General features: G+C 70.9%; 19 protein-coding genes. 10 read left to right on the top strand and 9 right to left on the bottom strand.

Features of this window, described 5'->3' with window-relative positions; all coding sequences use genetic code 11:
• The first annotated feature begins 92 nt into the window (after positions 1 to 92).
• The gene (locus H5965_RS28990) at positions 93 to 1,466 is read left to right on the top strand and encodes a glycosyl hydrolase family 28 protein (protein WP_310973586.1); all 1,374 of its coding nucleotides are present in this window, start codon (positions 93 to 95) and stop codon (positions 1,464 to 1,466) included.
• 80 nt (positions 1,467 to 1,546) lie between these two features.
• Positions 1,547 to 3,436 carry an acyl-CoA dehydrogenase gene (locus H5965_RS28985; RefSeq protein ID WP_310973584.1) on the top strand — a complete coding sequence of 630 codons (1,890 nt, stop codon included), beginning with the start codon at positions 1,547 to 1,549 and terminating at the stop codon, positions 3,434 to 3,436.
• 60 nt (positions 3,437 to 3,496) lie between these two features.
• On the opposite strand, the gene H5965_RS28980 is transcribed toward H5965_RS28985, so the two are convergent.
• A complete protein-coding gene (locus tag H5965_RS28980) occupies positions 3,497 to 4,264 on the bottom strand; it encodes a PRC and DUF2382 domain-containing protein (protein ID WP_310973582.1) in 768 nt (255 codons plus the stop codon).
• Between the two features lie 307 nt (positions 4,265 to 4,571).
• Here H5965_RS28980 and H5965_RS28975 point away from each other — a divergent pair, with 307 nt between their 5' ends.
• Both H5965_RS28975 and H5965_RS28970 read left to right on the top strand, forming a co-directional pair.
• Positions 4,572 to 5,045 carry a carboxymuconolactone decarboxylase family protein gene (locus H5965_RS28975; protein ID WP_310973580.1) on the top strand — a complete coding sequence of 158 codons (474 nt, stop codon included), beginning with the start codon at positions 4,572 to 4,574 and terminating at the stop codon, positions 5,043 to 5,045.
• A 207-nt stretch (positions 5,046 to 5,252) separates the two neighbouring features.
• On the top strand, positions 5,253 to 5,603 hold the full coding sequence (locus H5965_RS28970) for a hypothetical protein (RefSeq protein WP_310973579.1): 351 nt from the start codon (positions 5,253 to 5,255) through the stop codon (positions 5,601 to 5,603).
• A gap of 123 nt (positions 5,604 to 5,726) precedes the next feature.
• On the opposite strand, the gene H5965_RS28965 is transcribed toward H5965_RS28970, so the two are convergent.
• The gene (locus H5965_RS28965) at positions 5,727 to 6,368 is read right to left on the bottom strand and encodes a hemolysin III family protein (RefSeq protein ID WP_310974174.1); all 642 of its coding nucleotides are present in this window, start codon (positions 6,366 to 6,368) and stop codon (positions 5,727 to 5,729) included.
• 117 nt (positions 6,369 to 6,485) lie between these two features.
• On the opposite strand from H5965_RS28965, the gene H5965_RS28960 reads away from it, so the two are divergent.
• From H5965_RS28960 to H5965_RS28950, 3 genes are all read left to right on the top strand, one after another.
• Complete coding sequence (locus H5965_RS28960; protein WP_310973577.1) at positions 6,486 to 7,262, top strand: isoprenyl transferase; 777 nt, start codon at positions 6,486 to 6,488, stop codon at positions 7,260 to 7,262.
• Positions 7,263 to 7,711: 449 nt separating this feature from the next.
• A complete protein-coding gene (locus H5965_RS28955) occupies positions 7,712 to 9,004 on the top strand; it encodes a PhoH family protein (protein WP_310973576.1) in 1,293 nt (430 codons plus the stop codon).
• A gap of 109 nt (positions 9,005 to 9,113) precedes the next feature.
• Complete coding sequence (locus H5965_RS28950; protein ID WP_310973575.1) at positions 9,114 to 12,185, top strand: amidohydrolase family protein; 3,072 nt, start codon at positions 9,114 to 9,116, stop codon at positions 12,183 to 12,185.
• A gap of 1 nt (position 12,186) precedes the next feature.
• Here H5965_RS28950 and H5965_RS28945 read toward each other — a convergent pair whose 3' ends face one another.
• Entirely contained in the window at positions 12,187 to 13,626 is a 1,440-nt protein-coding gene (locus H5965_RS28945; protein WP_310973574.1) for a GuaB1 family IMP dehydrogenase-related protein, read from the bottom strand.
• A gap of 43 nt (positions 13,627 to 13,669) precedes the next feature.
• On the opposite strand from H5965_RS28945, the gene H5965_RS28940 reads away from it, so the two are divergent.
• Together H5965_RS28940 and H5965_RS28935 are read left to right on the top strand one after the other, a co-directional pair.
• Complete coding sequence (locus H5965_RS28940) at positions 13,670 to 14,137, top strand: DUF309 domain-containing protein (RefSeq protein ID WP_310973573.1); 468 nt, start codon at positions 13,670 to 13,672, stop codon at positions 14,135 to 14,137.
• Positions 14,131 to 14,625 carry a hypothetical protein gene (locus tag H5965_RS28935; RefSeq protein WP_310973571.1) on the top strand — a complete coding sequence of 165 codons (495 nt, stop codon included), beginning with the start codon at positions 14,131 to 14,133 and terminating at the stop codon, positions 14,623 to 14,625. Before H5965_RS28940 ends, H5965_RS28935 begins: the two co-directional genes overlap by 7 nt.
• Here H5965_RS28935 and H5965_RS28930 read toward each other — a convergent pair.
• The gene (locus tag H5965_RS28930; RefSeq protein ID WP_310973569.1) at positions 14,622 to 15,245 is read right to left on the bottom strand and encodes an MBL fold metallo-hydrolase; all 624 of its coding nucleotides are present in this window, start codon (positions 15,243 to 15,245) and stop codon (positions 14,622 to 14,624) included. The two genes, H5965_RS28935 and H5965_RS28930, sit on opposite strands and share 4 nt — an antisense overlap.
• 97 nt (positions 15,246 to 15,342) lie before the next feature.
• Here H5965_RS28930 and H5965_RS28925 point away from each other — a divergent pair, with 97 nt between their 5' ends.
• Positions 15,343 to 16,545, top strand: a complete 1,203-nt coding sequence (locus H5965_RS28925) for an NADH:flavin oxidoreductase/NADH oxidase family protein (protein ID WP_310973568.1) — start codon at positions 15,343 to 15,345, stop codon at positions 16,543 to 16,545.
• Here H5965_RS28925 and H5965_RS28920 read toward each other — a convergent pair.
• From H5965_RS28920 to H5965_RS28900, 5 genes are all read right to left on the bottom strand, one after another.
• Positions 16,542 to 17,144: a Pr6Pr family membrane protein gene (locus H5965_RS28920; RefSeq protein WP_310973567.1), complete on the bottom strand. Its 603-nt coding sequence runs from the start codon at positions 17,142 to 17,144 to the stop codon at positions 16,542 to 16,544. The two genes, H5965_RS28925 and H5965_RS28920, sit on opposite strands and share 4 nt — an antisense overlap.
• Positions 17,145 to 17,227: 83 nt before the next feature.
• The gene (locus H5965_RS28915) at positions 17,228 to 17,668 is read right to left on the bottom strand and encodes a hypothetical protein (RefSeq protein WP_310973565.1); all 441 of its coding nucleotides are present in this window, start codon (positions 17,666 to 17,668) and stop codon (positions 17,228 to 17,230) included.
• 211 nt (positions 17,669 to 17,879) lie between these two features.
• Positions 17,880 to 19,412, bottom strand: a complete 1,533-nt coding sequence (locus H5965_RS28910) for an ATP-dependent DNA ligase (RefSeq protein WP_310973564.1) — start codon at positions 19,410 to 19,412, stop codon at positions 17,880 to 17,882.
• A 551-nt stretch (positions 19,413 to 19,963) separates the two neighbouring features.
• Positions 19,964 to 20,809, bottom strand: coding sequence for a helix-turn-helix transcriptional regulator (locus tag H5965_RS28905; RefSeq protein ID WP_310973563.1), 846 nt, complete (start codon positions 20,807 to 20,809; stop codon positions 19,964 to 19,966).
• Positions 20,809 to 22,206: a class II fumarate hydratase gene (locus tag H5965_RS28900; protein WP_310973561.1), complete on the bottom strand. Its 1,398-nt coding sequence runs from the start codon at positions 22,204 to 22,206 to the stop codon at positions 20,809 to 20,811. The genes H5965_RS28905 and H5965_RS28900 overlap by 1 nt, the downstream gene beginning before the upstream one ends.
• Positions 22,207 to 22,296 lie beyond the last annotated feature (90 nt).

The raw sequence follows: 22,296 nt of genomic DNA, 5'->3' as shown, positions 1-22,296 counted from the left end.
ACCTGAACCGGCTTCCGCGCCTAGAGTTCGTCGTGCCCGCGGTCCGTGCCGCGGTTCCGCCGTCGCACCAGTTCCTCGTGAAGGACGTGTCCATGGACGGCAGGTTCACCCGGCGGCAGCTGATCAAGGGCGGGCTCGCGGTGGCGGCGGTGCCGCTGCTCCCGGCCGTCGCTTCGGCGGCGCCCCGCATCGACGTTCCCCCGCTCCCGTGGCCCGCGGCGAACGACATCGTCGCGAACACGACGATTCCCGTGTTCCCCGACCGCAGTTTCCCGATCACCGGTTACGGCGCGAAGAACGACGGCAAAACCGACAACACCGCGGCCATCGCGAAGGCGATCGACGCCTGCGCCGCGGCCGGCGGCGGGCATGTGATCGTGCCGTCCGGCGGCAGCTTCCTCACCGGCGCCGTCCGCCTGAAGAGCAACGTCGACCTGCACCTGGAAAAGGGCGCGGTCCTCAAGTTCAGCGGCGACGCCGCGAAGTTCCCGAACGTCCTGACGCGCTACGAAGGCATCGAATGCGTCAACCGCTCCCCGATGGTCTACGCCTACGGGGAAAAGAACATCGGCCTCACCGGCAGCGGCACGCTCGACGCGGCGGCGACGTCGTCGTGGAACAAGGGCAGTGACCGCGCGTACCTGGAATCCCTGGTGGCCAAGGGAACCCCGCCGGAGAAGCGGGTGGTGCCCGGTTCGGGGCACACCATGCGCTCGGCGTTCGTCGAGCCGTACGCCTGCGAAAACGTGCTGATCCAGGGCATCACCCTGAAGAACTCGATGTTCTGGCAGCTGCACCCGACGCTGTGCCGCAACGTCACGGTCGACGGCGTCAGCACCGACTCCAGCACCGCGCACAGCAACACCGACGGCTGCGACCCGGAGTCGTGCGACCACGTCGTCATCGCCAACTGCACCCTCGGCGCGCACGACGACAACATCGCCATCAAGTCCGGCCGCGACGCCGACGGGCGCCGGGTGAACGTGCCGTGCCAGAACCTCGTCGTGGTGAACTGCGTGATGAACGGCAACTGGGGCGCGATCACCTGCGGCAGCGAGCAGACCGGCGGGATCCGCAACGTCTACGCCTACCGGCTCACCGTGAAGGGTGACACGAAGTTCGCGCTCTACGTGAAGTCCAACACGCTGCGTGGCGGATTCTCCGAGAACATCAACCTCGACAGCGTTTCCGGCACCTTCGCGCGGAACTTCGTGTTCGTGACGTCCACCTACAACAGCCAGACCGGCAGCACCGTCCCGTCGTTCGGGCCGTTCACGATCAGCAACTGCTCGAGCACGAAGATCGCGGGCAAGACCTTCGACGTCAGCGGGCTTTCGAACGCCCACGTGCACGGATTCTCCGTGGCGAACTCCACGTTTGAGGGCGTCGCCGATACCTCGAACACGCTGAAGTACGTGGACAACGCCCGTTTCACGCAGGTGACGGTGAACGGCAAGCCGATCTGAACCTGCGGGATCGGCGGCGCTGCGGCAGGCTTACTACCAACGAGTAGGAAGCCTGCCGTTCGTCCTTTCCGGAGGTAGCCGTGGACGTCCCCGAAGTGCCCTCGAAGGTGGACCCGGACGCACTGACCGCCGTCCTCGACGGTCGCTGGGCCGAGCTGCGCCGCGGGGTGCGGGCGCAGATGGCCGGCGCCGAGTTCCGGGACCCGGTCGACCTCGGCATCGAGGCGCACCGTGCCCAGGTGCTCGACCAGCTGCGTGCGCTCGCCGCGACCGACCGGCCCGGCCTGGGCTTCGACCCGGCCTACGGCGGCGGTGGCGACGTCGGCGGCTCGGTGACGTCGTTCGAGCTGCTCGGCTACGGCGACCTGTCGCTGATGGTGAAGGCCGGCGTCCAGTGGGGCCTGTTCGGCGGCGCCGTCCAGCTGCTCGGCACCGAGCGCCACCACGAGCGGTACCTGCGCGGGATCATCGACCTCGACGTCCTGGGCTGCTTCGCGATGACCGAGCACGGCCACGGTTCCGACGTCCAGCACCTGCGCACGACGGCGACCTACACCGACGGCGGGTTCGTCATCGACACGCCGGATGCCATGGCCCGCAAGGAATACATCGGCAACGCGGCCCGCGACGGCCGGCTGGCGGTGGTCTTCGCCCAGCTGATCACCGGCGGCGAGTCGCGCGGCGTGCACGCGTTCCTCGTCCCGATCCGCGACGAGGACGGCAAGCCGGTGCAAGGGGTGTCCATCGAGGACTGCGGGCCGAAGGCGGGGCTCAACGGCGTCGACAACGGACGGCTGGGCTTCGACCACGTCCGCGTCCCGCGCGAGGCCCTGCTGAACCGCTTCGGCGACGTCGCCGAAGACGGGACGTACTCGAGCCCGATCGAAAGCGACAGCCGCCGGTTCTTCACGATGCTGGGCACGCTGATCCGCGGCCGGGTGAGCGTCGGCGGCAGCGCGGGCAGCGCGACCAAGCGCGCGCTGGCCCTGGCCATCCGCTACGGCGAGCACCGGCACCAGTTCATGAAGCCGGACGGCGACGAGGTCGTCATCCTCGACTACCTCGGGCACCAGCGGAAACTGCTGCCGGCGCTGGCGAAGACGTACGCGCTGAACTTCGCCCAGGAGGAGCTGGTCTCGAAGCTGCACGACATCGACACGTCGGCGCCGGAGGAGGAGCAGCGCGAGCTGGAGTCGCGGGCGGCCGGGCTGAAGGCCCTCAACACGTGGCACGCGACGGCGACCATCCAGGCCGCGCGCGAGGCCTGCGGCGGCGCGGGCTACCTGGCGGAGAACATCCTCCCCGGCCTGAAGGCCGACACCGACGTCTTCACGACGTTCGAGGGCGACAACACGGTGCTGCTGCAGCTGGTCGCGAAGGGCCTGCTGACCAGCTACAAGCAGGATTTCGAGGACCTCTCGCCGCTGGCGACGGCCCGGTTCTTCACCGACCAGGTGGTCAACACGATCCTGGAGCGCACCTCGGTGCGCAAGGCGCTCGAGTCGCTCACCGAGGGGTCCGACTCGGACGTGTTCTTCCGCCGCGAGTGGCAGCTGAGGCTGTTCGAAGACCGCGAGGAGCACGTCGTCGAAGGGGTGGCGAAGCGCCTGCGCAAGGCGGCGGCCGACCCGTTCGGTGTGTTCAACGCGGCGCAGGACCACGTGCTGCGCGCCGGCCGCGTCCACGTCGAGCGCCTGGTGCTGGAGGCGTTCGTGGCCGGCATCGAGCGCTGCGAGGACCCCGAAGCACGTGCGCTGCTGGAGCGCGTCTGCGACCTGTACGCGTTGTCGGCGATCGAAGAGGACCTGGCGTGGTTCCTGGGCCACGGCCGCTTGACCGCGTCGCGCGCGAAGGCGGTCACGTCGGCGGTGAACCGGCTGTGCGCGGAGCTGCGCCCGCACGCGCGCACGCTGGTGGACGCGTTCGCGATCCCGGAGCAGTTCCTCGCGGCGCCGATGCTGACGTCCTGATCGCGGTGGTGACCCAGGCGGGTGGCCGGTATCGGGGCCCGGCCACCCGCCCGGGAGCCCTCAGGACCGCCGGTGCTTGCGGTCGTCGTCGGTGATCTCGAACTGCTCCTTGCGGACCTTGCCGGACACGGTCTGCTCGTCGCTGACCGTCTCCTTCCGCAGGCGCGCCCGCTCGACCGGCACGGTTTCCTTGCGCACCACCGGTTTCTCCGCGTGCAGGACGACGTCCTGCTCGGCCTCGCCGATCTCCGCGGTGCCGTCACCGCGGGTGACGGGCTCGCGTTCGATGCGCACCTCTTCGTGCCGCACCGGCACGGTGACCTGCTGTTCCTCGGTGACGACGTACTTGCGCAGCCGCACGTGCCCGGTCTCGACCTGCTCGGTGCCGATGTCCAGGCGTTCTTCGGAGCGCGTCATGGCCCGGTCGTCGCGCTTCCGGCCCATCGCGTCCTGGCCGCGGCCCGTCCGGCCCGACCGGTCCGTCCGGTCCATCCGCCCGTCCGGCGACATGCGTGGCACCGGCAGGCCGTAGTGCTGGTAGAGCTGCGTGCTCTCCTCGGGCGAGAGGTGCCCGTCGGCGTCGATGCGGGGGGCGTCGGACACGCTGTCCTTGTCGACCCGGACGTGGACGCCGTCCTTGTCCGTGTGCGCGCCGGAGAGCGGCACGAAGCTTTCCTTGGTGCCGAACAGGCCGGTCTTGACGGTGATCCACTCGGGCTGGTGCGTCGCGTCGGCGAGATAGACGTTGCCGACCTTCCCGAGCTTGTTGCCGTCCGGGTCGACCACGGCGCTGTCGATGAGTTCCTCGGGCTGCAGGGTGCTGGCCATCGCGGTCGTGCTCCTTCCACGCGTCGGTTCTGGTGCAGCCCACCGTCGGCCGCGCCGGCGAGCCCGGCAACCGTCGTGGTGTTCCCGTGGGTGACCCCTGAACGTGATCGTTTGAAGCGTCGCCCGCGGGCCAGGACCCGCGTCGTCCGCAGGTCGAGGGCGTGCCGCCGGCGTGACCGCCCGCGCGCGCCGGAGACGCAAAGGTGTGGATCTCGATCCGGCGTGACCGGGGTCACCCGCGGTGTTGTCACAACCGCGTCGCCCGGGTCGTCAAGGCGGTGAAGCAGACGATGGAAGGGGAACGGCCATGGAAGCCCGGATCAACCTGTTCGAGAACGAGATCACCGGCAAGTTCGTCAAGCGCCTGATCGCGGCGTCCCGCCCGGTCGAGGAGTCCTCGCTGCCGCACGCGACCCAGGAGCTGGTGAAGATCCGCGCGAGCCAGATCAACGGCTGCGGGATGTGCCTCGACATGCACACGAAGGACGCGGCGGCGGCCGGCGAGACGGCGGTCCGTCTCGCGATGGTGGCGGCGTGGCGCGAAGCGGTGGTGTTCACCGAAGCGGAGCGCGCGGCCCTGGCGCTGGCGGAGGAGGGCACCCGCCTGGCGGACACGCACACCGGCGTCAGCGACGAGACGTGGGCCGCGGTGCGCAAGCACTTCGACGACGAGCAGATCGGCGCGCTGATCTCCCTGGTGGCGACGATCAACGCGTGGAACCGCCTGAACGTGATCGCCCGCAACCCGGCGGGCGAGTACCAGCCGGGGATGTTCGGCTGAGACTGTCCAAAGAGGGCACTCCACCGGCCGTGCGGCGCGGAACCAGCTTCGATGGTGACGAACCCACGGCGGTGGAACCCTCAACCGTGGCACAGCCTGGTGGACACCGCCCGGCGTAAGGTGTTTGAGTGCCGGGACGGGTGACGTTGTCCAAACCATCGGGTGATGTCGATAAAGGACTGCGGCAGATCGCCCGATGATTTTACCATGATGAAAAAGACGCTCTTCGCAGCCGCGATCATCGGTGGCGCCATGCTTGCTGTGGCCGCGCCGGCTTCCGCCGGTGAGGGTCACCACCCGGGTGGCGGTGGCATCAGCATCGGCGACAACCTCTGCGCGGCTCCGTGGCAGTGGAACGGTCCCTTCGAGGTGCTGCACGCGGGCCACGCGCCCTCGTACGCAGCGTGCAACAACAACTCCACCGGCGGCGGTCACGGTGGGATCAGCATCCTCAACAACGCCTGCCTGCTGCCCTGGCAGTGGAACGGCCCGGTCGAGCTGCTGACGGTCGACCACAACCCGTCGTACGTCGCCTGCAACGGCAACTCGGCGGGCTGACGAGAAAGAAGATTCGTGGCTGGTTGATCGAGTGTGCACCAACCAACCACGGTCGGTCTTCTTCTGACAGAAGCGCGGCCCCCGCTCGAAATCGAGCGGGGGCCGCGCTCTGCCGTTTCCGGGTCAGGCGTACATCGCCAGCCAAATCGCGATGTAGTGCGAAACAGCGGCCAACACGGTGCACGCGTGGAAATACTCGTGATACCCGAAAGTCTCCGGCCAGTGGTTGGGCCACTTCACGGCATAAAACACCGCACCCAGCGTGTAGAACAACCCGCCCACGCAGAGCAGCACCAACGCAGCGACCCCGGCATGCGAAGCCAGCTCGGGAAAGACGAAAACCGCAACCCAGCCGAGAGCGATGTAGATCGGCACACCCAGCCACCGCGGAGCGTGCGGCCAGAGCATCTTCAACGCCACCCCGGCGATCGCCCCGCCCCAGACGATCGACAAGATCACGTACCCGGTCGGCTTCGACATGGCCAGCAACGTGAACGGCGTGTACGTGCCGGCGATGAACAAGAAGATCATCGAGTGATCGGCGCGCTTCATCCACTTGTACGCCCGCGGGCTCCAGAAGCGGCGGTGGTACAACGCGCTCACGCCGAACAGGCCGAGCACCGTCAGCCCGTACACCGAAGTCGCCAGGGCGGCGACCGGGGACACAGTGGACGCCGCCAGGCTGATCAGCGTCGCCGCCGCGGCCAGGGCGCCGAAGAACGTCCAGAAGTGGATGTGCCCGCGCAGCCGGGGGCGGAGGTCCACTACGGGCTCGGGTGGTGGTTCCGTCGTCAGGCTCACGCATCCAGGTTACGGCAGCGTAGGTTCTCCAGCAGTGCTCAAGTCACACGCCTCACACCGGGGTGCGTAGGCTGACTCGCCGTGAGTGTTCGCTCGTTCTTGTCCGACGTCGTGTACAGCGCCTACGGCAGGCGCCTCATCCAGCAGGCCGCCGGGCGGCATCCCCGGCACATCGCCATCATGCTCGACGGCAACCGCCGGTGGGCCCGGGAAGCGGGCTTCACGGACGTTTCGGACGGGCACCGCGCCGGGGCCAAGAAGATCGCCGACTTCCTGAGCTGGTGCCAGGAGGCCGACGTCGAGGTCGTCACCATGTGGCTGCTGTCCACCGACAACCTCAACCGCGACCCGGACGAGCTCACGCCGCTGCTGAAGATCATCACCGACGTCACCGACGAGCTCGCCGGGCCGGGGACGCAGTGGCGGTTGCGGATCGTCGGTGCCCTCGACCTGCTCCCCGCCGAGGTCGCGAAGCGACTGAGCGAAGCCGCCGCCCGGACCGAAGGGCGGTCCGGGATGGAGGTCAACATCGCGGTCGGCTACGGCGGGCGGCAGGAAATCGCCGACGCCGTGCGCAAGCTGCTGCTGCAGCACGCCGACGAGGGAACGTCCATTCACGAGCTGGCGAAGATCCTCGACGTCGACCACATCTCCGAGCACCTCTACACGTCGGGCCAGCCGGACCCGGACCTGATCATCCGCACCTCGGGCGAGCAACGGCTTTCCGGCTTCCTGCTGTGGCAGTCCGCGCACTCGGAGTTCTGGTTCACCGAGGCGTACTGGCCCGCCTTCCGGCGCGTCGACTTCCTCCGCGCGATGCGTGACTACGCCTGGCGACACCGCCGGTTCGGCTCCTAGACGGCTCGCAAAACCGCTGGTCACGCCGGTCGGAAGCCACCGTGAGTTGATTTCGGGCGACCGACGGTGAGGTGACGATCTGGCGAATCACCGTGTTGGCTCCCTGCGCGCCGCCGGATTCGTGGGTACCTTCCGAGGTGAGGGCACGCGTTCCGTGCGGGTCCTCGCGGGAGGCCCTGGTCGTGGCGGTGATCGAGGGGGCGGCTCAGCCGCCCACGAGACGCTCGAGGGGGCCGGCACCCGGCCCTCGTGGCCGCGCCACCTGACTCCGGTCAGGAGGAGTGGTCCAGCCAGGGAGGTGCCCGGCCCAGCGAGTGCGGGCGTGAGGTGCACACGCCCTCGAGGGAGATGCCGTCGTGACTGCGCAGCGTTTGCCCCGCAAGGCCTCTGGCCACTCTTCGACCGGTGCCGTTTCCGGCCCGGAGAAAGCGCCCGTATCCCAGCAGCACATGTACGTGCTCGACACGTCGGTCCTCCTTTCGGACCCGTGGGCGGTCACCCGCTTCGCCGAGCATGCCGTCGTGCTTCCGCTGGTCGTCATCAGTGAACTGGAGGCGAAGCGCCACCACCCGGAGCTCGGCTGGTTCGCCCGGGAATCCCTGCGCATGCTCGACGACCTGCGCCGGCAGTACGGCAGGCTCGACGCGCCGCTCCCCATCGGGGACCACGGCGGCACGCTGCAGGTGGAGCTGAACCACTCGGACCCGTCGGTGCTCCCGTCCGGGTTCCGGACCGACTCCAACGACCACCGCATCCTCGCCTGCGCGCTCAACCTCGCGGCCGAGAACCAGGCGGTCACGCTGGTGACGAAGGACATCCCGCTGCGGGTCAAGGCCGGGGCCGTCGGCCTCGAGGCGGACGAGTACCGCGCGCAGGAAGTGACGCCGTCGGGCTGGACCGGCATGGCGGACGTCGACGTCCAGCAGGAAGTGCTGGACGCGCTGTTCGGCGGCAGCACCGTCGACCCGGTCGAGTGGGGCATGGACGAGCTCGTCGAGCTGCCCTGCCACACCGGGCTGCGGTTGCTCGCGGGCAGCTCCAGCGCGCTCGGGCGGATCACGGCGGACAAGCGCATCCGGCTGGTCCGGGGCGACCGCGAGGCGTTCGGCCTGCACGGCCGCAGCGCCGAGCAGCGGGTCGCGCTCGACCTGCTGCTCGACTCCGACGTCGGGATCGTGTCGCTGGGCGGCCGGGCCGGCACCGGCAAGTCGGCGCTCGCCCTCTGCGCCGGCCTGGAAGCCGTCATGGAACGCCGCCAGCACCGCAAGGTCGTGGTGTTCCGGCCGGTCTACGCGGTCGGCGGCCAGGACCTCGGCTACCTGCCCGGGTCCGAGAGCGAGAAGATGCAGCCGTGGGCGCAGGCGGTGTTCGACACGCTGGGCGCGCTGGTCAGCCAGGACGTCCTCGACGAGGTCTTCGACCGCGGCATGCTCGAGGTGCTCCCGCTGACGCATATCCGCGGCCGGTCGCTGCACGACACGTTCGTGATCGTGGACGAGGCGCAGTCGCTGGAGCGCAACGTCCTGCTCACGGTGCTCTCACGGCTCGGCACGGCGTCCCGGGTGGTGCTCACGCACGACGTCGCCCAGCGTGACAACCTGCGCGTCGGCCGGCACGACGGCGTCTCGGCGGTGATCGAGAAGCTCAAGGGGCACCCGCTGTTCGCGCACGTCACGCTGACGCGCTCGGAGCGGTCGCCGATCGCCGCCCTGGTCACCGAGATGCTGGAGGACCACGGCTGACCCGCGGTCTCCCGGATGCCCGGCAAACGTTTCCGCGTTTGCCGGGCACCCGGTGAAAAACCCGCTCGGCCGCTATGCGGTCGATCCGGGGCTGGGCATAGTGGGCCGGATGGGGCCGGAAAATCTCTCTCGTCGTGAGCTTCTCGTCCGAAGTGGTGCCGCCGCTGCCGCGCTGACCGTGGCCGGGGCGGGGGTGGCCGAGGCCGAACCGGAGGTCGCGCCGGATGGCGTGGTGCTCCGGGAAGGCACCAACATGTCCGCCGCGCTGTCCCCGGACGGCCGGTGGATCGCGGTCGACCTGGTCACCGGGATCTGGGTGCTGCCCGCCGGCGGCGGCCGCGCCCGGCGGCTCACCGACGACCTCCAGGACGCCACCCTCCCCAGCTGGTCGCCGGACGGCCGCCGGATCGCGTTCCAGTCGTACCGCGACGGCAACTTCCACCTGTACGTCATCGAGGTCGCCGGCGGTGCGCCCCGCAAGCTGACCAGCGGGCAGTTCGACCACCGCGAGCCCGTGTTCTCGCCGGACGGCACCAAGCTCGCCTTCAGCAGCGACCGCGACGGCAGCTACGGCATCCACCTGCTGGACGTCGCCTCCGGGGCGATCGGCACGGTCGTGTCGACGGCCGACGAAGAGGCGTCGCCGCGATGGTCGGCCGACGGCACACAGCTCGTCTTCACGGTGAACGACGTCGCCATCGACGTCGTCACCCTGGCCACCGGCGCCCGCACGCGCCTGGTCACCGCGACCGGCACCGACAAGGTCTACGGCCCCGCGTTCGGCCCCGGCGGCCGGCCCAGTTACCTGCGGCTGCGCGGCGCCGACGCGGACCTGATGCTCGGCGACGAGCAGCTGACCCGGGGCGAGGACGTCTTCGGATTCGCCGCGAACTGGTCCGGGTCCACCGCGCTCTACACCGCCGACGGGCACCTCCGGCGCCGCGAACCGTCAGGCGCGGTCGAGGACATCCCGTTCGAAGCGAGCGTGTCCACGGCCTCGCGCGACTACCGGAGGCGGGTCCGTGACCTGGACTCGGCCGCGCCGAAGCCGGTCCGGGGCATCGCCGGTCCGGTGGTGTCCAAGGACGGCAAGCGGATCGCCTTCCGGGCCCTCAACGCGATCTACGTCGTCGCGGCGAGCGGGGGGAGGCCACAGCGGCTGATCGCCGACGGCTACTTCAACTCCGACCCGGACTTCCACCCGGACGGGACGAAGCTGCTCTACACGAGCGACCGGCTCGGCACCGCCGACCTGTGGGTGCGTGACCTCCGCACCGGCCGGGACACCGTCCTCACCGAGCTGGCGGGCGCGCAGGTCGCGCCGCGGTGGTCGCCGGACGGCGGCCGGGTGGCCTACGCCGACCAGGACGGCGCCACCTGGGTCCACGACGTGGCCACGAACACGGCCCAGCAGGTGACACCGCCGCTGTTCATGCCGGGTCGGCCGACCTGGTCGCCCGACGGGACGGTCCTCGCGCTGGCCGCGGTGAAGCCGTACTCGCGGCGGTACCGCGAAGGCACCAGCCAGATCCTCACGGTCGACCTGAAGACGAACGAGCTCCGCTACGCCGAGCCGATGCCGTTCCGCTCCCTCGCCACCCGCGGCGACGACGGTCCACTGTGGTCACCCGACGGCCGGTACCTGGCGTTCACGGTCGAAAGCGTCGCCTGGATCGCCCCGGTCGACGGCGCCGGACGGCTGATCGGGGCGCCGCGGCAGCTCACCCACGACGTCACCGATTCCCTGGCCTGGCAAGGGAACGACACGCTCGTGTACCTGTCGAAGGGGCAGCTCAAGGCCCAGAAGCTCAGCGGCGGCGAGCCGCGCACGATCCGGCTCGACTTCACCTGGGCCCGGCCGCGCCCGCCGCGCCGGACCGTCATCCACGTCGGCGCGGCCTGGGACGGCGTCGCCCGGACGCTGCAGCGGAACGTCGACATCGTCGTCGAAGGCGGCCGGATCGCCGACGTCCGGCCGCACCGGGACGCGCCCGGCACCGTCGACGCGCACGACCTGACCGCCCTGCCCGGGCTCGTCGACCTCCACAACCACTGGCACCTGCGCGGCCGGCAGTGGGGTGACCGGCAGGGCCGGCTGTGGCTGTCCTACGGCATCACGACGACCCGCTCGCCGGGCGACCCGGTGTACCAGATGCTGGAGACCCGCGAGGCCCTGGAATCCGGGAACCGGGTCGGGCCAAGGTACTTCGGCACCGGGGAAGCCATCGACGGCTCCCGGATCTACTACAACTTCATGCGGCCGACGCTCTCGCCCGGGCAGCTGAACCTGGAGCTGTCCCGCGCGGTCGAGCTCGAGTACGACCTGATCAAGACCTACGTCCGGCTCCCCGTGGCCTCCCAGCAGGCGGTGGTCCGGGCCGCGCACCGGGCGGGCATCCCGCTGTCGTCGCACTACCTGTACCCGGCGGCGAACATCGGCATGGACGCGATGGAGCACACCGGCGCCACCAACCGGCTCGGGTACTCGCACACCGTCAGCCGAATCGGCCGGTCGTACCAGGACGCGATCGCGTTGTTCACCCGCTCGGGGATGTCGCTCACGCCGACGTTGTTCACCTCGCGGGCGCTGTACGCGGACGACAAGTCCCTCGTGACCGACGAGCGCACCGAAGTCCTCTTCCCGCCGTGGGAGTACCAGCAGCTCAAGGCGGCGGCGGACGCCGCGGGCAACCCGGAGAACGCCTACCTCCGCCAGGTCCTCGCCGGGAACGTCGGCATGGTGCTGCGGATCCACCGGGCGGGCGGGTTCGTGGTCACCGGCACGGACTCCCCGCTGGACAACGTGGCCGTCTCCACCCACCAGAACCTGCGGGCCATGGTCGCGTTCGGGTTCACGCCCCACGAGGCGCTCACCACCGCCACCCGCAACCCGGCGCGGTGGCTGGGGCTCGAAGACCGGATCGGGGTGCTCAAGCGAGGTGCCTACGCCGATCTGTCCCTCGTGTCCGGCAATCCGCTGCAGGACGTCAAGGCGGCCGCGAACGTCCGCAGCGTGCTGGTCGGCGGCGTGCTGCGGACGGTCGGCGAACTGCTGGCGCCCTACCGGAACCAGCCGGGACAACGGGCGGCCACCGAAGTGGTGCCCGCCGCCCCCTCGGCCGCGAAGCAGCACTGGTGGCACGTTCCGGAGTGGTCGGAACACGTGTGCTGCGCGGGCTGACTTACCAGCCCGAAGGAAGCGGGCGGCCCTCGGCGAACCCGGCCGCCGACTGCACGCCCAGCAGCGCGCGCTCGTGGAACTCCTCGAGCGTGCGCGCGCCCGCGTAGGTGCACGACGAGCGCACGCCGGAGCCGATCGAGTCCAGGAGGTCCTCGACGCCCGGGCGCTGCGGGTCCAGCGACATCCGCGACGACGAGATGCCCTCCTCGAACAGCGCCTTCCGGGCCCGGTCGAACGAGCCGTCCGTCCGGGTCCGCGCGCCGACCGCGCGCTTCGACGCCATGCCGAACGACTCCTTGTACGGCCGGCCCTGCTCGTCGAAGCGCAGGTCGCCGGGGGATTCGTAGGTGCCGGCGAACCACGAGCCGACCATCGCCGCGGACGCGCCCGCGGCCAGCGCCAGCGCGACGTCACGCGGGTGGCGCACGCCGCCGTCGGCCCAGACGTGCTTGCCCAGCTCGCGTGCGGCGGCCGCGCAGTCGGCGACCGCGGAGAACTGCGGGCGGCCCACGCCGGTCATCATCCGGGTCGTGCACATCGCGCCCGGCCCGACGCCGACCTTGACGACGTCGGCGCCGGCCTGGATCAGGTCGCGCGTGCCCTCCGCGGTGACGACGTTCCCGGCGACCACCGGGACCTGCGGCGACACCGACCGGACGGCCTTCAGCGCGGCGATCATCTTCTCCTGGTGCCCGTGCGCGGTGTCGACGACCAGCACGTCGACCCCGGCCTCCAGCACGGCCGACGCCTTCGCCGCCACGTCGCCGTTGACGCCGACCGCGGCGGCGACGCGCAGCTTGCCCGCGTCGTCGACGGCCGGCGTGTAGATCTCCGCGCGCAGGGCGCCGACGGCGGTCAGGACGCCCGCGAGCCGGCCGTCGGCGTCGAGGCCGAGCGCCAGGTGGGCGCCGTGGCTGTTCAGCAGCTCGAAGACCTCACGCGCCGGCGTGGTGAGCGGGACCGCGACGGTCGGCGGCTGTGCGACGTCGGCGAGCCGTGCGAAGCGGTCGACGCCCGCGCAAGCCGCTTCGTCGACGATGCCGACCGGGCGGCCTTCGCCGTCCACGACGACGACAGCGCCGTGAGCGCGCTTGTGGACCAGGTTGAGGGCGTCGGCGACCGCGTCACCGCCGGTGAGCACCAGTGGCGTGTCCCACACCGTGTGGCGGCTCTTCACCCAGCCGACGATCTCGGCGACGGCGGTGCTGTCGACGTCCTGCGGCAGCACGACCAGCCCGCCGCGGCGGGCGACGGTCTCGGCCATCCGGCGGCCGGCGACCGCGGTCATGTTGGCGACCACGATCGGGATGGTGGCGCCGGTACCGTCCGCGGTGGCGAGGTCGACGTCGAAGCGAGACTCCACGTCCGAGCGGTTCGGCAGCAGGAACACGTCGTCGTAGGTCAGGTCGTGGGCGGGCCGGTGGCCGTCGAGGAAACGCACGAGTCACCAGACTACCTGCCGGGCCCGTGGCAGGATCGAGGGCATGAGCCGCCGCGACCGGGACGCCGAGGGACGGGCACGCAACGCACGGCCGCGTGACGGCCTCGGCCGGCCGCTGCCGTACGGCGCGGACGGCGTCGAGAGGCAGCCCGAAGGCATCGAACGCACCCCGGCGCAAACGCTTGCGGAGGCGCAGCGGCTGCTGGACGACGGCAAGCCGTTCCACGCGCACGAGGTGTTCGAAGACGCCTGGAAGACGACCGACGGGGCCGACCGCGAACTCTGGCGAGGCTTGGCCCAGCTCGCCGTCGGGCTGACGCACGCGGCACGCGGCAACAACGTCGGCGCGGTGTCGCTGCTGGAGCGCGGCGCGGCGAACATCGAGCCGTTCCGGGGCGAGCCGCCGCACGGCATCGACGTGGCCGGGCTGCAGGGTTGGGCGCTGGCCCTCGCGGAGGAAGCGAAGTCGCGAGTCCGGGTGTCGCCGAGCGCGCCGCGGCTGACGTGCTGACGGCCCTCGGTGCCGCGGTCATCGCCGCGGTCGCTTCGCTGGTCGGCGTCACGCTGGGCGCGCTGGTCGAGCCGTTGAAACTGAACGCGGCGCGGCGGTCGAAGCTGCGACAGGACCGGGCCGACCGCTGCGGCCGGTTCATCGAGGCCGGGGCGCGGGCCCGGCAGCACCTGGTCAGCATCAACGTCACCTACCGGCAGGACGCCGGCTCCGAGCGGCTCGCGGCCTACGAGGACGAGTACTACACCGTGCGGGCGGAGATGCGGTCCCTGCTCGGGCTCCTGGTGATGAGCGGGCCGGAGGAGCTCGTGGAGGCGGCCAGGGAGGTGCGGCGGAAGGACATGGACCTGCACCACGTGCGGCACGAGCCGGACGACGGCGGCGAATTCACCAAGGTCGTGCTGCCGAAGGCCGTCCGGGACGCCGTGGTCGAGCTGGACCGGGCGATCGAAGCGTTCGCTCTGGTCGCCCGGAAGCACACATCCTAAGGCTGGTCCCAGCCGTCCGAAGCGGCTTTCTCGGCGCCGATCGTCGTGCCTTCGCCGTGTCCGGTGTGGACCTTCGTCGCCTCGGGGAGCGTGAAGAGCTTCTCGCGGATGGAGTGCACGATGGTCGGGTAGTCCGAATAGGACCGTCCGGTGGCGCCCGGCCCGCCGTGGAACAGGGTGTCGCCGGTGAACAGGACGCCCAGCTCCGCCGCGTACAGGCAGACCGCGCCGGGCGCGTGCCCCGGCGTGTGGATGACCCGCAGGTCGGTGCCCGCGATGGTGAGCACCTGGCCGTCGGCCAGCTCGCCGTCCGGGGCGCGGTCCGGGTGGGTGAGGTCCCAGACGACCCGGTCGTCCGCGTGCAGCAGGATCGGCGCACCGGTCGCGGCGGCGAGCTCCGGGGCGGCGTTGACGTGGTCGTTGTGCGCGTGGGTGCAGACGATCGCGGCCAGCTTCCGGTCGCCTACGACGTTCTCGATCGCCTTCGCGTCGTGCGCGGCGTCGATCACGATCACTTCCGCGTCGTCGCCCAGGAGCCAGACGTTGTTGTCGACGTCCCAGCTGCCCCCGTCGAGCTGGAAGACGCCGGAGGTCACCAGGTTCTGCACGATCGCCGTCATGCGCCCGACCCTAGTGGTCATTCGCCGGGTAGATGACATACCGACGGTATGCTACCGTCGAGTCATCTTACTGCGAGTAAGTTCGAGAGGTGGCGCGATGACCCTCCTGGCCGAGCCGTTGAAACTCCGGTGCGGCGCGCTGCTGCCCAACCGCCTGGTCAAGTCGGCGCTGAGCGAGCAGCTCGGCGACCGCCGCAACGCGCCCACCCGCGAGCTGGCCGAGCTGTACCGCACCTGGGCCGCCGGCGGCGCGGGCGCGCTGATCACCGGGAACGTCATGGTCGACCCGGCCGCGCTCGGCGAGCCGCGCAACGTCGCGGCGACCCCGGATCCGGCCGTCTACCGGCCGTGGGCCGGCGCGGTCGAGGGCACGGACACCCGGCTGTGGGTGCAACTGAACCACCCCGGGCGGCAGAGCCCGCGGTACCTCTCGCGTCAGCCGGTCGCGCCGTCCGTGGTGCCCTTCGGCAATCGAGGCGTCCGTACGGCCTTCGCCGTCCCACGGGCTCTGACCGGCGAAGAGATCGAAGCGATCATCGAACGCTTCGGCGTCGCGGCGCGGACGTTCGTCGAAGCGGGCTTCACGGGCGTGCAGATCCACGGCGCCCACGGCTACCTGGTGTCGCAATTCCTGTCCCCGCTGACGAACCGGCGAACCGACGCCTGGGGCGGCGACGCCGTCCGCCGCCGCCGGTTCCTGCTCGAGCTGGTCCGGCGCGTGCGCGCGGAGGTCGGGGGCGCCGTGCCGGTGTCGGTCAAGCTCAACAGCGCGGACTTCCAGCGCGGCGGCTTCACGGAGGAGGAGTCCCTGGAGGTCGTGCGTGAACTCGGCGACGCCGGCATCGACCTGCTGGAAGTATCGGGCGGCACGTACGAGAAGGCCGCCATGATGGGCGGCGCAAGCACGCAGGCGCGTGAGGCGTATTTCCTGGACTACGCGGCGAAAGCGCGGGCGGTCTCCGACGTTGCGCTGATGGTCACCGGCGGCTTCGCGACACCGGACGGGATGGAAGCGGCGCTGCGCTCGGGCGAGGTGGACGTGATCGGGCTCGGCCGCCCGCTGATCGTCGACCCGGCCTTGCCGTCCCGACTGCTGGAGGGCGCGGACGTCCGGGCGGAGCGGCTCTGCCCGAAGACGGGCATCCGGCTGGTGGACAGCCTCCTGGAGATCCAGTGGCACACCCGGCAGATGCACCGGATCGCGGCGGGCAGGCCGGTCGACCGGCGTGGTGCGGTGCCGACGTTGGTACAGGCGGGGCTGACGGATGGGGTCAACGCGTTTCGCCGCGTTCGAGGCTAGGCGGGCGTCAGGCGGCGGTCGTACACGAAGGCGCCCGCGGCGAGGGCGGTGAAGAACAGGCCGATGAACACGCAGTTCAGTGCCACCTGGCCGTAGCCGAGGGTGGCCGCGTCGACGAACGGGTACGGGTAGAAGCCGTCGATTGCTCCGCGCGGCAGCGTGAACGCCAGCCACGCCAGCGGGTACAGCAGCGACCACCAGACCGTTCGCCACGTCACGGCGCCGCGGGGGCCGACGAGGAGCCAGCCGAGCACGAACAGCAGCGGGGTCACCTTGTGCAGCATCGTGTCCGAGACCAGCGACAGCCCGTGCAGGTCGTAGAGGCCGGCGAGGGCGACCTGGTAGACGATCCCCGTCACGATGATGCCGGCCAGCGCGTCGAGCCAGAGGACGGTGAACAGCCGCCCGCGGGCGCGGCCCAGCGCGACCAGCGCCGACGTCAGCAGGACCAGCAGGTTCGAGTCGATCGTGAAGAAGCAGAGCAGGTTCGCGACGCGGCCGTCGGCGGAGGCGGTCGCGACCACCTGGGTGACCAGGCCGGCCCCGGCGACCACGGCGGTGACCGCGAACCAGGCGCGGGTGAGCTTCTCGCTGCGCATCGCCGGAGCTTAGCTCCACTGTGGACATATCGACCACCGTGGAGGGGTGCGCCCCGGCGACGTCCGCACCGGGGCGCCGGTCGTCAGGCCGCGAGCAGCGAGTCCCGGAGCGCGACGAACGCCTCGTACTCCGCCTTCTGCTCGACCGGCAGCTGGTACGAGACGGCCAGGAGCTTCGCCACCGACGGGATGATGCTCAGCCGGAACGTCCGGCCGTCGGTCGTCTTGATGACGAACCGGCCCTGGAGGTCGCGCTTCTTGACCGACGCCCGGTTGGCGTCGTTGATCGTCAGCGGGGTGCCCGCCGTGACGGTGCCGTTCTTCTCCTCGAGCGGGACGAGGACGAGATCGGTCTGCCCCGGCTTGAAGCCCAGCGCGAAGTTGGCCACCGAGGTGGTCCGGAAGACCAGGTAGTTCTTCTGCCGGATCTCCGCGGCGTACACCTTCGTGTAGCTCGCCCCGTCTTCGACGGCGCCGTCGAAGGCCGCGTGGATGGCCGCCTTCATCTGTTCCTTGCTGACCACTGGTTGCTCCTCCATGACCGCTCGGGAAGTGAGCGGGAACCTTGTGAAGGAGCGCACTTTAGGGATTCTTCGCCGCGGACGGTGTCGGGAAAATTCTCGTCAAATCCCGTCCGGCGCACGTCGAATTCGTCGAACGCCGGCTCCGGCTCGACCACCCTCCACTGTGGTCTGGAACGACCATGGGGCACCACCGACTTTCGTCTGTCGTCTGTCAGCTCCCTTCCGACCGGTCGCCGTGCAGCAGGCCGCGGACCGTGTCGATCGTGTCCGCCTCGGCCGGGTCCTTGTCCGGCCGGTAGCGGACCACCCGGGCGAACCGCAGCGCCAGGCCGCCGGGGTAGCGCGTCGAGACCTGCGCGCTGTCCAGCTCGATCTCGACCACGACCTCCGGCCGGACGTACACCGTCCAGTCGTCGCGGTGGGTTTCGATCTCCTGGAACGTCCTCGTCTGCCACGCCAGCAGCTCGTCGGTCATTCCCTTGAACGTCTTGCCCACCATGATCGGCGGGCCGCCGTCCGGATCGCGGGCGCCCAGGTGGAGGTTCGACAGCGTGCCGGTGCGCCGGCCGTGCCCCCACTCCGCCGCCAGCACCACGAGGTCGATCGTGTGCACCGGCTTGACCTTCAGCCACGCCCGCCCGCGCCGCCCGGCCGCGTACGGCGACGCCAGGTCCTTGACCATCACCCCTTCGTGGCCGGCCTCCATCGCCGCCTCCAGCACGGCGGCCGCCCCCGCCACCCCCACTTCACCGGGGATCACGTGCGCCCCGGCGACCTTGCGCAGGGCCGCGTTGCGCTCCGACAGCGGCGCGTCCAGCAGGTCGACGCCGTCGAGGTGCAGGCAGTCGAAGAAGTACGGCCGCAGCAGCAGCGCCTTGACCTGTTCCTCGCGGGTGCTGCCGAACCGGCTCATGGTGTCCTGGAACGGCCTCGGCCGCCCGGCGTCGGTCAGGGCCAGGGTTTCGCCGTCGAGCACTACCGACTCGCACGGCAGCGCCCGCACGAGCTCGACCAGTTCCTGCACGCTCCCGGTGATCTCCCGCAGCGTCCGCGTCCAGACGTGCACCTCGTCGCCCTGGCGGTGCACCTGGATCCGCGCACCGTCCATCTTGTACTCGACGATCGCCTCGGCGTGCTCGGCGACGGCTTCGTCCAGCGACTCCGCCGGCGATGCGAGCATCGGCTTGATCGGCGTGCCCAGGGTCAGCCGGAAGTCCGCCAGCGCGGCCTGCCCGCCGGTCATCGCCGCGACCCCGGTGACGCCCAGTTTCCCGGACAGCATGAACGCCCGCCGCACGTCCTCGGCCGGCACCTCGGCCGCGGCCGCGACGGCGTCGACCATCACGCCCTCCAGCGCGCCCTGCCGCAGCTCGCCGGTGACCAGCCGGAACATGAACTGCTGCTCGTCCTTCGTGAGCCGCTCGAACAACGCCCGCAGCACCTCTTGCCGCCGCGTCGCGGAGCCCGTGCCCGCCGCGACGCCGGCCGCGGCGGTGAGCGCCGCGTCGACCTCGGTGACCGTGACGACGGGCTCCGGCAGCGCTCCGGCGCCCAGCCCGGCCAGGGTGCGCCAGCCCGCACCCAGCCTGTCCTGCGCCGTCTGCCCGGTCAGGTACGCGATCACCACGGGCAGCTCGGCGATCTCGGCGGCACACAGCACCGCGGCCAGGAGGGCGATCTTCGCCTTCCTGGACCTCGTCGCCGCCAGCTCGGCGGACGCCCGGACTATCTCGCTCAGCAACACCCGGACATCATGACCCGAACCACCGACAATTTCCGGATGGTCAGATGTCCGGCCTGGTGCAGCGGGGGTCGAGCAGGCCGTCCTTGGTCACGCCGGGGGTCCTCCGCGCCGCCGAGCACCTTCTGCTCGAACGTCTTGCGCCTGCCCGCGCCCGACGATCCCGATCGGCACCGACGGCCCCGGCTTCGGCGGACCGGCCGTCGGAGAGCACCGCCAGCCCGTCCTTGTCCGGTCGCGCGCGTGGTGATCGCGGCGCCGTCGCACTGGCCGTGGTACTCGGCGGCGATGCGCGCACTGGGCGGACTCGGCCGGCCGCGACCACGAGACGAGCAGCGTCGCCAGCAAGGCGCCGGTGAGCGTGGCCACTCGGGTGCTCCCAGTGGTGCTTCGACCGCGGCGAGCCCCTGCGAACCGCTTCGGCAGCAGCGCGCGCACGGGACAGCCCATCCGCCGCCGGATGCATCGTCGCGCCGACGCCCACCGTGCCGCTCCTCTGCCCCGAACTCCCCCAGGAGAAGCAGCGTAGGCAGCAAAAACGCGGCGCGGGACGGCTACGGGTGAGTGTTCACCGGTCGTTCACCGGCGGCGATCCAGCTGGCCAGCAGGCCGAGCGCGCGTTCGGAAGCCGACCCCGGTTCGGCGTGGTAGACGACCAGGCCCTGGTCGGGGTCGTCCGGCAGGCGCAATGTCTGGTAGTGCAGCCGCAGCTCGCCGGCCACGGGGTTCGCGAACAGCTTCCAGCCCTGCGCCTTCTCCTGGACGGCGTGCTCGGCCCACAGCCGGCGGAACTGGGCGCTGGCCTGCGAAAGCTCGTCGACCAGCTGCGCGAACCGCGGGTCGCCGGGGTGCCGGCCGCTCTCCGCGCGCAGGTTCGCGACGAGCTCGCGGCACACCGCGTCGTACTCCGGGTGCAGCTCCTTCGCGCGTTCGTCGGTGAAGACGAGCTTCGGCATGCTGCGCTCTTCGAGGTGGGCGAAGTCGAACGCGACCGCGCCGCCGAGCGCGTTCCAGGCCAGCACGTCCAGGTACCGGCCGAAGACGAACGCCGGTGCCTGGATGGCGTCCAGCAGGTGCTGCAGCTCCGGCCGGACCCGCTGCGGTGCGGGCTTTTCCCGGCGCGTCGGGGCGGCGAGGTTGTGCAGGTAGGACTCCTCGCCCGGGTCGAGCCGCAGGGCCCGCGCGAGGGCGTCGAGGACCGCGTCCGAGACGTTCTTCGCGCGGCCCTGCTCCAGCCGCGTGTAGTAGTCGACGCTGATGCCGGCCAGCTGCGCCAGTTCCTCGCGGCGCAGGCCCTTGACCCGCCGGTGGGTGACCCCGGGCGGCAGGCCGAGGTCGGCGGGGTCGAGGGCGGCGCGACGGGCCTTCAGGAAGGCGCCCAGCCCGGCGGCGTCACCCATCACTTCCCGCCGCGGGCCATGCGCAGCACGTCGAGCGCCTCGTCCAACTGCTCCTCGGTGAGCTTCCCGTCGCGGACGTACCCGCGCTCGATGACGACCTCGCGGATCGTCTTGAGCTCCTTCAGCGCCTGCTTCGCGACCGCGGCCGCCTCTTCGTAGCCGATGTACTTGTTCAACGGCGTCACGATCGACGGCGAACCCTCGGCGTAGGTCCGCGTGCGTTCGGTGTTCACCGTGATGCCCGCGAACACCTTGTCCGCCAGCAGCCGGGACACCGCCGCGAGCAGCCGCGCGGATTCGAGGACGTTCCGGGCGATCACCGGCAGGTTCACGTTGAGCTGGAAGTTGCCCGCCGCGCCGGCGAACGCGACGGCGGCGTCGTTGCCGATCACCTGGGCGACCACCTGCAGCGTCGCCTCCGGGATCACCGGGTTCACCTTGCCCGGCATGATCGACGAGCCCGGCTGCAGGTCCGGCAGCGCCAGCTCGGCCAGGCCGGTGCGCGGGCCGGAACCCAGCCAGCGCAGGTCGTTGGCGATCTTGTTGAGCGACACGGCGATCGTGCGCAGGTGCCCGGACGTCTCGACGACGCTGTCCTGCGTCGCCTGCGCCTCGAAGTGGTCGCGGGCCTCGGTCAGCGGCAGCCCGGTGACCGTGGCGAGTTCCGCGGCGACCGACGAGCCGAAGCCGTCCGGCGCGTTCAGGCCCGAACCGACGGCCGTGCCGCCGATCGGCAGCTCGCCCAGCCGCGGCAGGCCGGACTTCAGCCGTTCGACGCCGAAGCGGATCTGCGACGCCCACGCGCCGGCCTCCTGGCCGAGCGTGATCGGGACGGCGTCCATCAGGTGCGTGCGGCCGGACTTCACCACGTCGGCCCACTCCGCGGCGCGGACCTCGATCGCGCCGGCCAGGTACTCCAGCGCCGGGATGACGTCCTTGAGCACGGCTTCGGTCGCGGCGACGTGGATCGTCGTCGGGAAGGTGTCGTTCGACGACTGCGAGGCGTTGACGTGGTCGTTCGGGTGCACGTCCCGCCCGAGGGCCCGCGAAGCGAGGGTGGCGATGACCTCGTTGGCGTTCATGTTCGACGACGTCCCGGACCCGGTCTGGAAGACGTCGATCGGGAAGTGCGCGTCGTGCGCCCCGGCGGCGACCTCGTCGGCGGCGGCCGCGATGGCCTCGGCGACGTCGGCGTCGAGCACGCCCAGCTTGAGGTTCACCCGCGCGGCGGCCGCCTTGAGCAGGCCGAGCGCGCGGATCTGGGCGCGTTCCAGGCCCCGGCCGGAGATGGGGAAGTTCTCCACGGCCCGCTGGGTCTGCGCGCGGTAGAGCGCGTCGGCAGGCACGCGGACCTCGCCCATGGTGTCGTGTTCGATCCGGTATTCCTGATCAGCCATGACACCGATTCTGGCCCTGATCGCCGGTCGGCGCGTGGTGGCGTCGACCACCCTGTTGCCGGTAACCGTATCCATTGTATACATTGGATG

The sequence above is a fragment of the Amycolatopsis sp. 505 genome, from assembly GCF_031625235.1.
Taxonomy (GTDB): Bacteria; Actinomycetota; Actinomycetes; order Mycobacteriales; family Pseudonocardiaceae; genus Amycolatopsis.
This window is presented reverse-complemented; position numbering and strand designations above follow the sequence as displayed.

Coding starts and splice junctions, on each gene's coding strand:
- H5965_RS28990 (WP_310973586.1), top strand. CDS start 93: ATGGACGGCAGGTTCACCCGGCGGCAGCTGATCAAGGGCGGGCTCGCG.
- H5965_RS28980 (WP_310973582.1), bottom strand. CDS start 4,264: ATGGCCAGCACCCTGCAGCCCGAGGAACTCATCGACAGCGCCGTGGTC.
- H5965_RS28975 (WP_310973580.1), top strand. CDS start 4,572: ATGGAAGCCCGGATCAACCTGTTCGAGAACGAGATCACCGGCAAGTTC.
- H5965_RS28970 (WP_310973579.1), top strand. CDS start 5,253: ATGATGAAAAAGACGCTCTTCGCAGCCGCGATCATCGGTGGCGCCATG.
- H5965_RS28955 (WP_310973576.1), top strand. CDS start 7,712: ATGTACGTGCTCGACACGTCGGTCCTCCTTTCGGACCCGTGGGCGGTC.
- H5965_RS28950 (WP_310973575.1), top strand. CDS start 9,114: ATGGGGCCGGAAAATCTCTCTCGTCGTGAGCTTCTCGTCCGAAGTGGT.
- H5965_RS28940 (WP_310973573.1), top strand. CDS start 13,670: ATGAGCCGCCGCGACCGGGACGCCGAGGGACGGGCACGCAACGCACGG.
- H5965_RS28930 (WP_310973569.1), bottom strand. CDS start 15,245: ATGACGGCGATCGTGCAGAACCTGGTGACCTCCGGCGTCTTCCAGCTC.
- H5965_RS28925 (WP_310973568.1), top strand. CDS start 15,343: ATGACCCTCCTGGCCGAGCCGTTGAAACTCCGGTGCGGCGCGCTGCTG.
- H5965_RS28920 (WP_310973567.1), bottom strand. CDS start 17,144: ATGCGCAGCGAGAAGCTCACCCGCGCCTGGTTCGCGGTCACCGCCGTG.
- H5965_RS28905 (WP_310973563.1), bottom strand. CDS start 20,809: ATGGGTGACGCCGCCGGGCTGGGCGCCTTCCTGAAGGCCCGTCGCGCC.
- H5965_RS28900 (WP_310973561.1), bottom strand. CDS start 22,206: ATGGCTGATCAGGAATACCGGATCGAACACGACACCATGGGCGAGGTC.